We start from the raw sequence: 14,226 nt of genomic DNA on the forward strand, positions 1-14,226 counted from the left end.
GATGGCGAAACGGCGCGGACAACAGTGGCTGGCCGCCGTGCGCACCCCGCTCGGCGCGTTCGCCGCCGCCCTGCTCGTGCTGGTGATCGCGGTGGCGGTGCTGGGCCCGATCCTGTGGCAGGACGCGGCTTCGGCGATCGACACGAACGCGATCAGCCAGGGCCCGTCGGGCGACCACCTGGTCGGCACCGACGAACTGGGCCGCGACATTTTCTACCGCGCGCTCGTGGCGACCCGGCTTTCGGTGCTGCTGGCGCTGATCGCCGCGGCGCTCGGCGTCGTGACCGGTCTGGTGCTCGGCATGCTGCCCGCGGTGCTGCCGCGTCCGCTCGGCAGGCTGCTGACGGCGTCGATCAACATCGCGGTCGCGTTCCCCGGCCTGTTGCTGGTGTTGTTCTTCGCGGTGATTTTCGGTGTGGGCACCCAAGGCGCGGTGATGGCGATCGGGTTCGCGGTGGCTCCGCAGTTCGCCCGGCTGACCCAGACGTTGTCGGCCTCGGTGGCCGGACGGGACTTCGTGTCCGCCGCCCGCGTCGCCGGGGTGGGCCGGATCCGGTTGCTGTTCCGGCACATCCTGCCGAACATCGGGGAGCCGCTGGCGGTCAACGCCACCATCGGCGCCGGTGGTTCGCTCCTGGCGTTCTCCGGCCTGTCGTTCCTCGGGATCGGCGTGCAGGCCCCGGATTACGACTGGGGACGGCTGCTCAACGAAGGTCTCAACGGCATTTACGTCAACCCGGCGGCGGCGCTCGCGCCCGGCGTGGCGGTGGTCCTCGCGGGGCTCGCGTTCAACCTGTTCGGCGAGACCGTCGCCGGAGTGATCGGAGTGCGGACCCGGTTGCCGCGGTTGACTTCTCGGGTGCTGCGCAAGTCCAAAGTGGACCCGGTTTCCGCGGACGACGCCGTGCTGGTCGTCGAAAATCTGGAAGTCGCGTTCCCCCGGCCGACGGGCTGGACGGTTCCGGTGCGCGGCGTGAGCTTCACCGTGCGGGCGGGCGAGGCGATCGGGGTCGTCGGCGAATCCGGTTCGGGCAAGAGCTTGACCGGGCTCGCGGTGTCGCGGCTGATCGAATCGCCCGGTTCGGTGACTGCGGACCGGCTGGACTTCGCGGGGACGCCCGTGCTCACCACGCCGGAACGCGAATTGCGGACGCTGCTCGGGACGTCGCTGGCGATGGTGTTCCAGGACCCGATGACGTCGTTCAACCCGACCCGGCGCATCGGCCGTCAGCTCGCCGAGGTTTCGCAGCAGCACCAAGGGCTTTCGCGGGTGAAGGCGTTCGAGCGGGCGATCGACCGGCTGCGCGCGGTACGGATTCCGGCGGCGGAACGACGGGCGAAGCAGTACCCGCACGAGTTTTCCGGCGGCATGCGGCAGCGCGCGATGATCGGCATGGGCCTGATGGGCGACCCGCGGTTGATCATCGCCGACGAACCGACGACCGCGCTGGACGTGACCGTGCAACGGCAGTTGTTGCGGTTGCTGGCCCAAACCCGCGCCGAACGGGACACCGCGATCATCCTGATCAGTCACGACATCGCGGTCGTTTCCCAGACCTGCGAACGGATTCTGGTGATGTACGCCGGACGGATCGTGGAGGATCTGCCCGCCGCCGGACCGGACATCACGCCGCGGCATCCGTACACGCGGGCGCTGCTGGCCACGACACTCGACCTGGAGACGGACCCGGACGCGCCGCTCGCGGTGATCCCCGGCCGTCCGCCGGAACCGGACCAGATGCCGTCCGGCTGCGCGTTCGCGAGCCGCTGCCCGGTGGCGACCGACCGGTGCCGCGAGGAGGACCCGGAACTGACTGTGCTCGCGCCGGAACACCGGGTGGCGTGCTGGCATCCGGATGCGGCACTGTCGGAAGAAGCGGGACTCGTCGTGGCGGGAGGGGCGGAATGAGCGAGCTGGTTTTCGATTCGGTCAGCGTCCGGTACGGCGGGCGGCGCGGGCTCACCGCGGTGGACGGCGTGTCGCTGACCGTCCCGGCGGGCAAGGTCGTCGGGCTCGTCGGCGAATCGGGTTCGGGCAAGTCGACGCTCGCGAAGGCGGCCGTCGGATTGTCGCCGGTGAGCGCGGGACGGGTGCTGCTCGGCGGCGTGGACGTGCGGAAGCTGCCGCGCCGGCGTCCGCTGCAGATGGTGTTCCAGGATCCGTATTCCTCGCTCAACCCGAGGATGACCATCGGCGAATCGATCGCCGAAGCGATGCCGCGCGGGACGGACCGCTCGGCGGAGGTCGCCCGGCTGCTCGAACTGGTCAATCTCGACCCCGAACGGGCCGCGCATCTGCCGGGGCAGTTGTCCGGCGGGCAGCGGCAACGCGTCGCGCTCGCCCGGGCGCTCGCGGGTCAGCCGCAGGCGCTGATAGCCGACGAGATCACCTCCGCGCTCGACGTTTCGGTGCAGGGCGCGGTGCTCAACCTCGTGCGTTCGGTGCAGCGGCAGCTCGGTCTGTCGATGCTGTTCATCTCGCACAACCTCGCCGTGATCCGGTATCTCAGCGATTTCGTCGCGGTGATGTACCTCGGCCGGATCGTCGAAGCCGGACCGGCCGAGCAGGTGCTCACCGATCCGCAGCATCCTTACACCCGCGACCTGCTCGACGCCGCCCCCTCGGCGCACAAGTCGCTGTTCGACCAGGAACCCGGCGCGACCGCGGACGCGGAACCGCCGGATCCGCACCATCCGCCTGCCGGGTGCCGGTACCACCCGCGCTGCCCGGTCGGCCCGCTGGTGCGCAGCGACCGCGAGATCTGCCTCCGGGCCGATCCGGCGGAGGACGCCGCACCCCGGCGGCACGCATCGGCCTGCCATTTCCTAATCCGGCCAAAAGAAGGCCGCCCCCCACTCGGCACGTAACCGTTGCTGAGAAGCCATTAGGCCGTGGCTGTGGCCGGATTAGGAACGATCAGCACAGTGCCGAATCCGAGGGCCACGAGCCCGCGATCTCCCAAGGAGCCAGCGTATGACCCGCCGTCTCGGCATCGATGACCTCTACGACCTCGCCGCGCCAAGCCAGCCCGCGCTTTCGCCGGACGGCAGCCGGATCGCCTACGTGGTCCGGACCTCGGACCGGGAGGAGGACCGGAACGTCGACGCACTGTGGACGGTCGGCGCCTCCTCCGGCGAAGCCCGCCAGCTCACGCGCGGCAACGCGGACGCGGCGCCGAAATGGTCCCCGGACGGTTCCCGGCTCGCGTTCCTGCGCGCCCAGGACGGCCCGCCGCAGATCTGGATCCTCCCGGCGGACGGCGGCGAGGCCGAGCAGCTCACCAAGCTGCCGCTCGGCGCGGGCGCACCGGTGTGGAGCCCGGACGGCAGCAAGATCGCGTTCTCCTCGGCGGTCGATCTCGCCGCGGTCGTCGAAGCGCCGCCGGCGAACACGCCGATCGTCGCCGAGCGGCTGGACTACAAGTCCGACGGCCCCGGCCTGCTGAAGACGCTCCGCAGCCACGTGCACGTCCTCGACGTCGCGACCGGCGAAGTCCAGCAGCGCACCTCCGGCGACTGGCACGCGGGCCAGCCCGCCTGGTCGCCCGACAGCAAGCACGTCGCGTTCACCGCGGCCCTGGACGCCGACGCCGACCTCACTTTCCGTTCCGCCGCTTACGTTCTCGACGTCACCGAGCGGAACGCCGAACCGCGCCTGGTCGGCACCGACAAGGGCATGGCGGGCACGGCCGGCTGGACCAAGGACGGCACGGCGCTCCTGGTGGTCGGCCGCACCGACACCGCCACCGGGCACCTCGGCCTGCTGCGCGTCCCGCTGGACGGCGGAGAGACGGTCGACCTGGCCGCCGGCCTCGACCGCAACGTGATGCCCGGCGGCCCCGGCTACCCGGGCGCGCTGCCGCAGCTGACCGAGGCGGGCGACGTCGTGGTGTTCGCGATCCGCGACCGCGGCTGCACGCATCTGTACGAAGTGGACCTTGCCGGTGGCGAGCCTCGCGCGGTGCTGACCGGCGACGGCAACGTAGTGTCCGGAATGGACTTGGTCGGCGACCGGGCCGCGATTGTGCTGGCTACCAACGATTCCTTCGGCGAGGTCGCCGTTGTCGACCGCACCACGGGCAAGGTCGACGTGCGCACGAAGCACGGCGACGCAGTGTCCGAAGCGGAATTGTTCTCCCGTGAATCGCGCGAATTCACCATCAGCGACGGCACCGTCGTGCAGGGCTGGCTCATCCGTGACACCGAACGCACCGGCGCACAGCCGCTGCTGATCGACATCCACGGCGGTCCGCACAACGCCTGGAACGGTGCCGCGGACTCGATTCACCTGTACCACCAAACCCTTGCCGCACGCGGCTGGGCAGTGCTGCTGATCAACCCGCGAGCCAGCGACGGTTACGGCGAAGCGTTCTACACCGCGGCGATCGGCGCGTGGGGCCAGGCGGACGCACCGGACTTCCTCGAACCGATCGACCAGCTCGTCGCCGAAGGCCTCGCCGACCCGGACCGGCTCGCCGTGACGGGTTACAGCTACGGCGGCTTCATGACCTGCTACCTGACCAGCCGTGACGACCGTTTCGCCGCCGCGGTGGCCGGTGGCGTGGTCAGCGACCTGACCAGCCTTGCCGGGACGTCCGACGGCGGACACTTCATGGCCGTCAACGAATTCGCCGGACTCTCGTCGGGACAATACGAGAACTCCTCCCCGCACGCGCAGGTCGAGAACGTCCGTACCCCGACGCTGATCCTGCACGGCGGCGAGGACGTGCGGTGCCCGGTCGGGCAGGCCGAGCAGTGGTTCACCGCACTGCGCGAGCGCGACGTGCCGTCCCGGCTGGTGCTGTACCCGGGCGGCGCACATCTGTTCATTTTGGACGGTCCGCCGTCGCACCGCGTCGACTACAACCGGCGCGTGGTCGACTGGGTCGAGCAGTACGCGGGTTCGCGGGTGCCGATCGAGGCCGCGCACTGGAGCCGCCGCCTGGCGGAACTGGCGCGCAAGCACGACGTTCCCGGTGCGTCGCTGGGAATCCTGCGCGTCGACACTGGCGAGGAGGTATTCGCGACCCACGGCGTGCTGAGCAAGACGACCGAGGTCGAGGTCACCGAGGATTCGCTGTTCCAGATCGGTTCGATCTCCAAGGTGTGGACGTCGACCGTGGTGATGCAGCTCGTGGACGAGGGCCTGCTCGACCTCGACGCCCCGATCGTCGACGTGCTGCCCGAACTGCGGCTGTCCGATCCGGAGGTGACCAAGCGCGTCACCATGCGGCATCTGCTGACGCACACCAGCGGCATCGACGGTGACATCTTCACCGACACCGGCCGCGGCGACGATTGCGTCGAGAAGTTCGTCGACCTGCTGGAGGACGCCGCGCAGAACCATCCCCTCGGCGCGACTTTCTCCTACTGCAACTCAGGTTTCGTCCTCATGGGCCGGGTGATCGAGAAGCTCACCGGGAAAACCTGGGACGCCGCGATGCGGGACAAGCTGTACACGCCGCTCGGCCTCACGCACACCGTCACGCTGCCGGAGGAAGCGCTGCTGTTCCGCGCCGCCGTCGGCCACGACGCGCCGGAGGGCGAAGAACTGGCTCCGGCTCCGGTCTGGCAGCTGCCCCGTTCGGCCGGACCGGCCGGTCTGATCACGTCGCGCACGAAGGACGTTCTCGCCTTCGCCCGCCTGCACCTCACCGGCGGCCTGACCGAGGACGGCACGCGGATCCTGTCGGCGGAATCGGCCGCCGCCATGGCGGACAAGCAGGCCGACGTCCCGGACAAGCACACCCTCGGCGATTCGTGGGGCCTCGGCTGGATCCGCGACGAGTGGGGCGGCCGCCGCATCATCGGCCACGACGGCAATACGATCGGCCAGTCGGCGTTCCTGCGCCTGCTGCCGGACGCGGGCCTCGCGGTCACCCTGCTGACGAACGGCGGCCACGCTCGGGACCTGTACACCGAGCTGTACCGGGAAATCTTCGCCGAACTCGCCGACGTCGCCATGCCGCGCCCGCTCGAACCCCCGGCCACGCCGGTCACGGTGGACGCGAGCCGCCACGTCGGGGTGTACGAACGGGCTGGCGCGCATGTCGAGGTTGTGGAGCGCGAGGGTGGTTTGCGCGTCGTGTACACGACGACCGGACCGCTGGCGGAGCTGACGCCGGACAAGGTCCAGGAATTCGACCTGGAGGCGGTCTCGGACACGCTGTTCCTGCTCCGCATGCCGGGCGGGCAGTTCTGGACGCCGGTGCTGTTCTACACGCTGCCGACGGGGGAGCCGTACATGCACTTCGGCGCGCGGGCGACGCCGAAGGTGTCCTGAGGCTTGAGGGGCCGGGCATTCGCTGCCCGGCCCCTCAACCCTGGTCAGTCCTTGCGGCGCGCCAGGTAACGCACCAGCAGCAACACTAGACACGCCACCGCTATCCCGCCGCCGATATACCGGTAAGTCGCCTCCAACCCAGCGAACTGGCCGATCGAGTTAGCAGCGGCGCCGGCGAGAAAAATCAGCCACAGCAAGGTAGTCACAACAGGGCCGCCGGCGGTGCGGCTTCGGGAAGTCTCCATGCCGAGAACACTATGCAGCGGAGAAGGGCGCAAACAGGCCGTAAGCACCCAACTTCACGGTAGCGCCTGCGCTACCTCTTCCCGTTCAGGTAGGCCAGCACAGCGAGCACCCGCCGGTGTCCGTTGTCCTCCGGCAGCCCCAGTTTCGCGAAGATGTTGCGGATGTGCTTGAGCACCGTTCCGTCGCTGACCACCAGCAGTTCCGCGATCGTGGCGTTGTTGTAGCCCTCCGCCATCAGCCCGAGCACCTCGCGTTCGCGTGCGGTCAGCGCGTCGAGCGGGTCGCGGCGGTGGGCCAGCAGCTGGGTCACCACCTCCGGGTCCATCGCCGTGCCGCCCTCGACCACCCGTTGGAGCGAATCGAGGAACTTGGCGACCTTGCCGACGCGTTCCTTGAGCAGGTACCCGACCGCGCCCTTGCCGTCCGCGAGCAGCTCCGCCGCGTAGCGGGTTTCGACGTGCGCGGAAAGCACCAGCACCGGCAGCCCGGGGTGCAGCTGCCGCGCCTGCACGGCCGCGCGCAGGCCCTCGTCGGTGTGCGTGGGAGGCAGCCGGACGTCGGTGATCACCGCGTCCGGGCGGTCCTCGCGGACGAACGCGAGGAAGTCGTCGGTATGGTCGAAAGCGGCGGCCACCTCGATGCCCGAGGTGTCGAGCAGCAGCACCAAACCTTCTCGCAGCAGGGCGTCGTCCTCGACGATCACGACCCGCATGGCAACTCCACTTCCAGAACAGTCGGTCCACCGGGCGGACTCGTCAGCGTGACCGTCCCGTCGAAAGCTTCGGCGCGTTTCCGGATCCCGGCCAGTCCGCTGCCCTGGGATTCGTCCGCGCCGCCGCGGCCGTCGTCGCGGATTTCGATCCGCACGGTGTCGACGGTGCCGTCGAGCGTAATCGACGCGTGTTCCGCGCCCGAATGCTTGGTCACGTTCGCGAGCGTTTCAGCCACGATGAAGTACACCGCCGCCTCGACCGCGGCCGGGCGGCGCGCGGAGCTGCGAACGTCCACAGTGCACGGAACCGCGCATCGGTCGGCGAGCGCGGTGATCGCGCCGTCGAGCCCGCGGTCGGTCAGCAGCGGCGGGTGGATGCTCCGCACGACCGTGCGCAATTCGGCGAGCGCTTCGGTCGCCGCGTCCTGCGCCTTGCCGAGCAATTCCCGTGCCTTGGCGGGATTTCCTTCGAAAAGCTGATCGGCGATCCCGAGTTGCAGCACGACCGCGGACAGCCGTGCCTGCGTCCCGTCGTGCAGATCGCGTTCGAGACGGCGGAGTTCGGCGCCATGCGCCTCCAGCGCGGCGGCGCGGGTCGCGGTCAGCTCGACGACCCGGTCGGTCAGCGAGGCGCCGGGCCGCGGGCCGAGAAGCGCCCGCGTCGCCAGGGCTTGCCAGCGAGCCAGCGGCGCGGCCCAAAAGGTGAGCGCGATCATGACGATCCCGCTGAAGATGCAGAGCGCGGCCGACGGCCACGAGTTCACCATGAATTCCAGCGAGCTCTGGATCCCGCCGGGCACCAGCCACCAGAACACGCCGGTGAGGATCTGCCGCAGTCCGCCGAGCGGCAGGCCGAACGCGAGCACCCCGACGAGGAAGCCGACCACGGCGTGCACCGCGAGCCACGCGAGATCGCGCAGGCTCGCTGGGTCACGAATGGGCGAAACGTTGGCGTACGGCTCCGCGATCGGCTCGCCGAGCCTGCGCCCGGCGCGGCGGCGTTCGAACCGCAGCGGGTAGCGGAGCAGTTTCAGCGCGACCGGGAGCGCCGGAATCCCGACGCCGATCAAACACGTCGCGAGCACGATGGCCATCGCGAAAAAGAGCAGCATCGCGAGAAACGCGGTCGCGGCTCCCACCAGCAAATAGCGGAGTCCGGACCACCACGAGCGCAGCCACCTTTTCACCCGCACAGTGTCCCATTAGGACCTCCCCACCGGGCGTGGTGGTGCCTGCGCTACCCCCAAGACTCTCGCGCTCGGGATCGTTTCCGCGTCCCCGCCGCCATAGCTTCGTAGAGACAGAAATCTGCTGGTCCGAGGAGCGACACGAACATGAACACAGGCGGAACACACGCCCTGAGGCTGGAAGCGGTGCGCAAGATCTACGGCTCCGGCGACGGCGCGGTCACCGCGCTGGACGGGGTGTCGGTCGGGATCCAGCGAGGCTCGTTCACCGCGGTGATGGGGCCGTCCGGGTCCGGCAAGAGCACCTTCCTGCACTGCGCGGCCGGGCTCGACCGGCCGAGTTCGGGAAAGGTGCTGCTCGGCGAAACCGAGCTCGGCGGACTCCGCGAGCGCGCGCTCACCGAATTGCGCCGGACCCGGATCGGGTTCATTTTCCAGGCCTACAACCTGCTGCCGTCGCTGAACGTGCTGCAGAACATCACCCTGCCGATGCGCCTGGCGGGCAAGAAACCCGACGCGCGCTGGCTGCGCGAGATCGTCGACAGCGTCGGCATCGCGAAGCGGCTCGAGCACCGCCCGGCGGAGCTGTCCGGCGGGCAGCAGCAGCGCGTCGCGATCGCCCGCGCGCTGATCACCCGGCCCGAGGTCGTGCTCGCCGACGAACCGACCGGCGCGCTCGACACCCGCACCGCGCGCCAGGTGCTCGACCTGTTGCGCACCGTGGTCGACCAGATGGGGCAGACCGTGTTGATGGTCACCCACGACCCGGTCGCCGCGTCCGCCGCGCACGGAGTGCTGTTCCTCGCCGACGGCAAGCTCGCCGGCCACCTCGCGCAGCCGACCCCGGAGCGGGTCGCGCAGCGGCTGACGCACCTCGGGGAGTGGTGACCGCCATGTGGTCGTTGGCTTGGCAGACGACGAGGGCCCGGCTGAGCGGGTTCGTCGGCGCGTTCATCGCGATTCTCTGCGGCACCGCGCTCGTCGCGGGCTGCGGCATCCTCATGGAATCCGGTCTCCGGGCCGGAGTCCCGACCGAGCGCTACGCCGACGCGTCGGTGGTGGTCGGCGGGGTGCAGACCACGAAACCGCCGGGATCGGATTTCGGCGAGTCCGAGCAGGTCACCGAACAGACCACGGTGCCGGAGACGCTGGTCAACCGGATCGCGTCGGTGCCAGGGGTGCGCCAGGCGGTGCCGGAGCAGGACTTCCCGGCGAACGTCGTGACGTCCGGCGGCAAGGTGCTCACCGGCCCGAACGGCACCCAGTCGCGCGGGCACAACTGGGACGCGGCCGTGCTGGCCCCGCTCTCCATCCGGGACGGGCACGCGCCCGAGGCGGCGAACGAGGTCGTTCTCGACGCGGAACTGGCCGCCCGCGCCGGAGTTTCGGTCGGTGGCACAGTGCGGATCTCGACCCGGTCCACGCCGATGGAGTTCCGGGTCAGCGGCATCGCCACGCCCCAGTCCGCCAGCGGGCTGAGCAGGCAGTCGGCCCTGTACTTCTCCGCCGCGCGCGCCGCTGATCTTTCCGGGAAGCCCGGGCAGGTCCACGCGATCGGCGTGCTCGCCGCTCCCGGGGTCGCGGCGGGCGATCTGGAAGACCGCGTCAACGCGGCGGTCAAGGGCGAACCCGTCACGGTGACCGCGGGGATGGAACGCAGCACGGTCGAATTCCTCGACGTGAGCCAGACCCGGATGCTCCTGTTCATCCTCGCGGGCGCGTTCGGCGGGTACGCGATCCTGGTCGCGGTGTTCGTCGTGGCGAGCACGCTGGCGCTGGTGATCAACCAGCGACGGCGGGAATTCGCGCTGCTGCGGGCCATCGCCGCCACCCCGAAGCAGATCCGCAAGCTGATCAGCGCCGAAACCATGCTGGTCGCGACGATCGCCGGGGTGCTCGGCGCGGGTCTCGGCGTGGCCGTCGGCTACGGATTGCGCAACTCCTTCGCCGCGGTCGGCGTGATCCCGCAGGACTTCGGCCTCGCGATCGGCCCGCTCCCGCTCGTCGTCGCGTTCCTGCTCGGTTTGGGCGCGGCCCGGCTGGCCGCGTGGTCGGCGGCCCGGCGTCCGTCGTCGATCCGCCCGATCGAAGCGCTCGGCGAGGCGGCCGTCGAACGCCGCGAACTCGGCCGGGCCCGCCTCGTCGTCGGCTGGGTGCTGGTGGCGCTCGGCTTCGGCGGCGCGACGGTCCCGATGTACGTGACCGGACCGGGCGCGCTCGCCGCCTCCTCGATGTCCGCGCTGGTGGTCGTGATCGGGCTTTCGGTGCTCGGGCCGAAGGTGGTCGCCTTCATGACCCGGATCATCGGCCCGCTGTACTCCGGCTTCTCGCGCATCAGTGGTTACCTCGCCGCGGCGAACAACCAGGCCAACGCCCGGCGGCTCGCCTCGGCGGTGACCCCGGTGATGCTGGCGGTCGCGTTCGCGATCTCGATGTTCTACAGCCAGACGTCGTCCGCTGCCGCCACGCGGGAGCAGGCGGTCCGGTCGACGACCGCGGACCACGTCCTGACGAGCACGACCGGTGCGCTGTCCCCGGAGGTCGCCGCGGCGGCGCGGGCCATCCCCGGAGTCGCGGCGGCTACCTCGGTGATCCGCACCGACGTCGTCACCACGATCAAGGAGGACCAGCGGCTGCGCGTCATGAAGTACCCGGCGCAGGGGCTGAACGGCGACCAGGTCCGCGGCGTGCTCGACCTCGGCGTCGTGTCCGGGAATCTGGCCGATCTGCGCGGCGACACCGTCGCGATGAGCAAGAGCGAAGCCGATTGGTACGACAAGAAAATCGGCGACGAGGTCGACTTCTGGTTCGGCGACGGCAGCCCCGCGAAGGTGAAACTGGTCGCGGTCTACACGCACAACCAGGCGTTCGGCGAATACGTGCTGCCCGCCGATCTCGCCCGCGCGCACACCGGGGACCGGATGGACAGTTCCGTTCTGGTGCGCCAAGACCCGAACGCGGACCCGGCCGCGGTGACCGCCGCGTTGCGCGACCTCAGCGCCCGCTACCCGGGCCTCACCGTGACCCCGAGTTCCACGGTTTCCGCGCTGGAAAGCGCTTCGGCCCAGCAGCAGTTCTACCTGAACCTCGTCGCGGTCGGCGTGATCCTCGGCTACGTGGTGATCTCGGTGGCCAACACGCTGGTGATGACCACCGCGCAGCGTTCGCGGGAATTCGCCCTGCTGCGGCTGATCGGCACCACCCGGGGCCAGGTCGTGCGGATGATGCGCCTGGAAGCGTTGACGACCGCGGGCATCGCGGCACTGATCGGCACCGTGGTGGCGGCGATTCCGTTGGCAATTCTCAACCTTGCCCTGCGCGACACTCCGCTCCCGTCCGGAACCCCCGCGGTATTCGGCGGAATCATCGCCGGAGCTTTCTTGCTCAGCCTGGTCTCGCTCGGACTGTCCACTCGGGTCACCTTGCGCGCCAAGCCCATCGACGCCATCGGCCTCCGCGAATAAGAAAGAAGAACCCATGCGCACCACCTCGCTGAAACGGCTTTCGGTGGCGACCCTCACCGCGGCGGGCCTGCTCCTGCCCGCCGCGGCGGACGCCTCGCCGGCTCGTTTCCTCGACCAGTCCACCATTCCCGATTTGCAGCGCGCCATGGACCGCAGGCAACTGACGTCGGAACAGCTGACGCGGGGTTACCTGCGCCGGATCGAAGAACTGAACCCCAAACTGCACGCCGTCGTGCAAACCAATCCGGACGCACTGGCGGCAGCCAAGGAAAGCGACGCCCGCCGCCGGACCCACTCTTCCCGCAGCGCCCTGGAAGGAATTCCAGTGCTGCTAAAGGAAAACACCGACACCGCAGACCGGCAGACCACCACCGCCGGGTCCACCGCGATGCTCGGTTCACGCCCCGCCAAAGACGCGTTCCTGGTCCAGCGCCTACGCGCGGCCGGAGCGGTCGTGCTCGGCAAAGCGAACCTGTCGGAATGGTCGAATTTCCGCTCAGGCGGGCAAATCCCAGGCTGGAGCGGAGTCGCGGGCCAGACCCGCAATCCCTACGCACTGGACCGCAGCCCGTGCGGCTCCTCGAGCGGCTCGGCAGTCGCCGCCGCAGCCGGCCTGGCGACGGTCGCCATCGGCACCGAGACCGACGGTTCGATCGTGTGCCCAGCGGCCGCGACCTCGACCGTCGGCGTGAAAACCAGCCTAGGCGTCGTGAGCCGCAGCGGCGTCGTGCCGATCACCACCCAGCACGACACCCCCGGCCCGATCGCCCGCAACGTCACCGACGCCGCACTCACCCTCGCCGTAATCACCGGTGCCGACCCCGCTGATCCCGCCTCAGTCGCCGCCGCGCCCGCGATTCCCAAGGACCTCCGTCTGGATCGCAACGCCCTGCGCGGCAAGCGAATCGGCATCTGGCGAAAGGGCCACACCGGCATCGATCAGCAGGCGGACCGCGTCTTCGAGTCCACAGTGCACACTCTGCGCTCACTGGGCGCGACGGTCGTCGAGGGTGCGGACGTCGAGGACATTTCCTGGTCGGTCAAACCGGATCTCTTCCCGGCGTTGCTGACCGAGTTCAAACACGACCTGAACGCCTACCTCAGCGCGACCCCCGGCAACCACCCGCGGAACCTGTCCGAGCTGATCGCCTACAACGACCAGCACCGCGACGTCGAAATGCCGCTGTTCGACCAAAGCCTGCTGATCGAAGCGAACAAGGCCGACGGCAACCTGACCGACCAGACCTACCGCCGCCAGCGCGCCGCCGCGACGGGCATCGCACAACGGTCGATCGACGACGTCCTTGCCTCGAAGAGCCTCGACGCAATCATCACCCTGAGCGGCTTGCCTGCTTCGCCGCTGGACCGCCCAGGCGACCCGAAGTTCATGAGCAGCACCCGGAACACCTCCGTCGCGGGCTACCCGAACATCACCGTGCCAGCCGGTTTCGCGGGCCCGCTGCCGGTCGGGGTCTCGTTCCTGGGCACGAAGTATCACGATGCGCAGCTGCTCAACTTCGCCTACGCGTACGAGCAGGCGTCACACGCGCGGCAGGCTCCTCGGTACTTGCCCGCTGCTTAGCCGCCGGGCTCCCGGCTGCGGGAGGAGATCGTGCAGCAGCGGCCGAGATCCGGCCCGAGCGCGCCCCAGTCGCAGCGGGCCAGGCGCGTGATGCCAGCGGTCCGTGAAGGGCTCCTTGAGGGAACCAGATTCCTTCAAGGAGCCCTTCACGGACTTCGGCGAGAGCGAGGGCCGTCCGGCACGTTTCGTCGGCCGGTCCTCCGCAGCGCCCTGGCCGACACCGCCACCTGCTCACCCTCCGCGCACCCGAGCAACCCGATCGAGGCGGCCCAACCCGACGCCGCTCGGACGAGACCGCCCAACCCGCGCCCGCCTGAGCCGAGCCCGCCCGACCCGAGTCGGCCCGAACCTGCCCGACCCGCCCCGAGCCCGCCGAGCCGGGCCCGCCCAACCCGCGCCCGCCTGAGCCGAGCCCGCCCGACCCGAGTCGGCCCGAACCTGCCCGACCCGCCCCGAGCCCGCCGAGCCGGGCCCGCCCAACCCGCGCCCGCCTGAGCCGAGCCCGCCCGACCCGAGTCGGCCCGAACCTGCCCGACCCGCCCCGAGCCCGCCGAGCCGGGCCCGCCCAACCCGCGCCCGCCTGAGCCGAGCCCGCCCGACCCGACCTTGCCCGCCCCGGGCCTCCCTGAGCCGGGCCCGCCCCACTTGAGCCCGCCCGAACCGAGCCCGCCTGAGCCAGCCCCGCAGATGTCCCGCTGATCGGGAGCAACCCCCACAATCCGCCCCGTGCCGCCAAACGGCCCAGCCTCCAG

General features: G+C 70.1%; 9 protein-coding genes. 6 read left to right on the forward strand and 3 right to left on the reverse strand.

Going from position 1 to position 14,226, the window contains the following annotated elements; translation table 11 throughout:
• The first annotated feature begins 1 nt into the window (after position 1).
• The 3 genes from EIZ44_RS28740 (at position 2) to EIZ44_RS28750 (ending at position 6,283) form a co-directional block, all read left to right on the forward strand.
• Complete coding sequence (locus EIZ44_RS28740) at positions 2 to 1,909, forward strand: dipeptide/oligopeptide/nickel ABC transporter permease/ATP-binding protein (RefSeq protein WP_134732399.1); 1,908 nt, start codon at positions 2 to 4, stop codon at positions 1,907 to 1,909.
• Positions 1,906 to 2,868, forward strand: coding sequence for an ABC transporter ATP-binding protein (locus EIZ44_RS28745; RefSeq protein ID WP_134732401.1), 963 nt, complete (start codon positions 1,906 to 1,908; stop codon positions 2,866 to 2,868). The genes EIZ44_RS28740 and EIZ44_RS28745 overlap by 4 nt, the downstream gene beginning before the upstream one ends.
• Positions 2,869 to 2,974: 106 nt before the next feature.
• Positions 2,975 to 6,283 (forward strand): serine hydrolase, encoded by a 3,309-nt coding sequence (locus EIZ44_RS28750; RefSeq protein WP_134732403.1) that lies wholly within the window; start codon positions 2,975 to 2,977, stop codon positions 6,281 to 6,283.
• A 44-nt stretch (positions 6,284 to 6,327) separates the two neighbouring features.
• On the opposite strand, the gene EIZ44_RS28755 is transcribed toward EIZ44_RS28750, so the two are convergent.
• The 3 genes from EIZ44_RS28755 to EIZ44_RS28765 all read right to left on the reverse strand — a co-directional run bounded on the left by EIZ44_RS28755 (position 6,328) and on the right by EIZ44_RS28765 (position 8,428).
• Positions 6,328 to 6,528, reverse strand: a complete 201-nt coding sequence (locus EIZ44_RS28755; protein ID WP_134732405.1) for a hypothetical protein — start codon at positions 6,526 to 6,528, stop codon at positions 6,328 to 6,330.
• 71 nt (positions 6,529 to 6,599) lie between these two features.
• Positions 6,600 to 7,241 (reverse strand): response regulator transcription factor, encoded by a 642-nt coding sequence (locus tag EIZ44_RS28760; protein ID WP_043836645.1) that lies wholly within the window; start codon positions 7,239 to 7,241, stop codon positions 6,600 to 6,602.
• Positions 7,229 to 8,428, reverse strand: a complete 1,200-nt coding sequence (locus EIZ44_RS28765; RefSeq protein ID WP_167754307.1) for a sensor histidine kinase — start codon at positions 8,426 to 8,428, stop codon at positions 7,229 to 7,231. The genes EIZ44_RS28760 and EIZ44_RS28765 overlap by 13 nt, the downstream gene beginning before the upstream one ends.
• A gap of 147 nt (positions 8,429 to 8,575) precedes the next feature.
• Between EIZ44_RS28765 and EIZ44_RS28770 the strand changes: the two genes are divergently transcribed.
• From EIZ44_RS28770 to EIZ44_RS28780, 3 genes are read left to right on the forward strand one after another with little or no spacing between them, the layout of a single operon-like run.
• On the forward strand, positions 8,576 to 9,316 hold the full coding sequence (locus EIZ44_RS28770) for an ABC transporter ATP-binding protein (RefSeq protein WP_037820432.1): 741 nt from the start codon (positions 8,576 to 8,578) through the stop codon (positions 9,314 to 9,316).
• Positions 9,317 to 9,321: 5 nt separating this feature from the next.
• The gene (locus EIZ44_RS28775) at positions 9,322 to 11,892 is read left to right on the forward strand and encodes an FtsX-like permease family protein (protein WP_134732483.1); all 2,571 of its coding nucleotides are present in this window, start codon (positions 9,322 to 9,324) and stop codon (positions 11,890 to 11,892) included.
• Between the two features lie 13 nt (positions 11,893 to 11,905).
• Entirely contained in the window at positions 11,906 to 13,474 is a 1,569-nt protein-coding gene (locus EIZ44_RS28780) for an amidase (protein WP_134732409.1), read from the forward strand.
• Positions 13,475 to 14,226: the final 752 nt, after the last annotated feature.

Source organism: Amycolatopsis nivea, from assembly GCF_004522235.1.
Classification (GTDB): domain Bacteria; phylum Actinomycetota; class Actinomycetes; order Mycobacteriales; family Pseudonocardiaceae; genus Amycolatopsis; species Amycolatopsis nivea.

Coding starts and splice junctions, on each gene's coding strand:
- EIZ44_RS28760 (WP_043836645.1), bottom strand. CDS start 7,241: ATGCGGGTCGTGATCGTCGAGGACGACGCCCTGCTGCGAGAAGGTTTG.
- EIZ44_RS28780 (WP_134732409.1), top strand. CDS start 11,906: ATGCGCACCACCTCGCTGAAACGGCTTTCGGTGGCGACCCTCACCGCG.
- EIZ44_RS28745 (WP_134732401.1), top strand. CDS start 1,906: ATGAGCGAGCTGGTTTTCGATTCGGTCAGCGTCCGGTACGGCGGGCGG.
- EIZ44_RS28755 (WP_134732405.1), bottom strand. CDS start 6,528: ATGGAGACTTCCCGAAGCCGCACCGCCGGCGGCCCTGTTGTGACTACC.
- EIZ44_RS28750 (WP_134732403.1), top strand. CDS start 2,975: ATGACCCGCCGTCTCGGCATCGATGACCTCTACGACCTCGCCGCGCCA.
- EIZ44_RS28775 (WP_134732483.1), top strand. CDS start 9,322: ATGTGGTCGTTGGCTTGGCAGACGACGAGGGCCCGGCTGAGCGGGTTC.
- EIZ44_RS28740 (WP_134732399.1), top strand. CDS start 2: ATGGCGAAACGGCGCGGACAACAGTGGCTGGCCGCCGTGCGCACCCCG.
- EIZ44_RS28770 (WP_037820432.1), top strand. CDS start 8,576: ATGAACACAGGCGGAACACACGCCCTGAGGCTGGAAGCGGTGCGCAAG.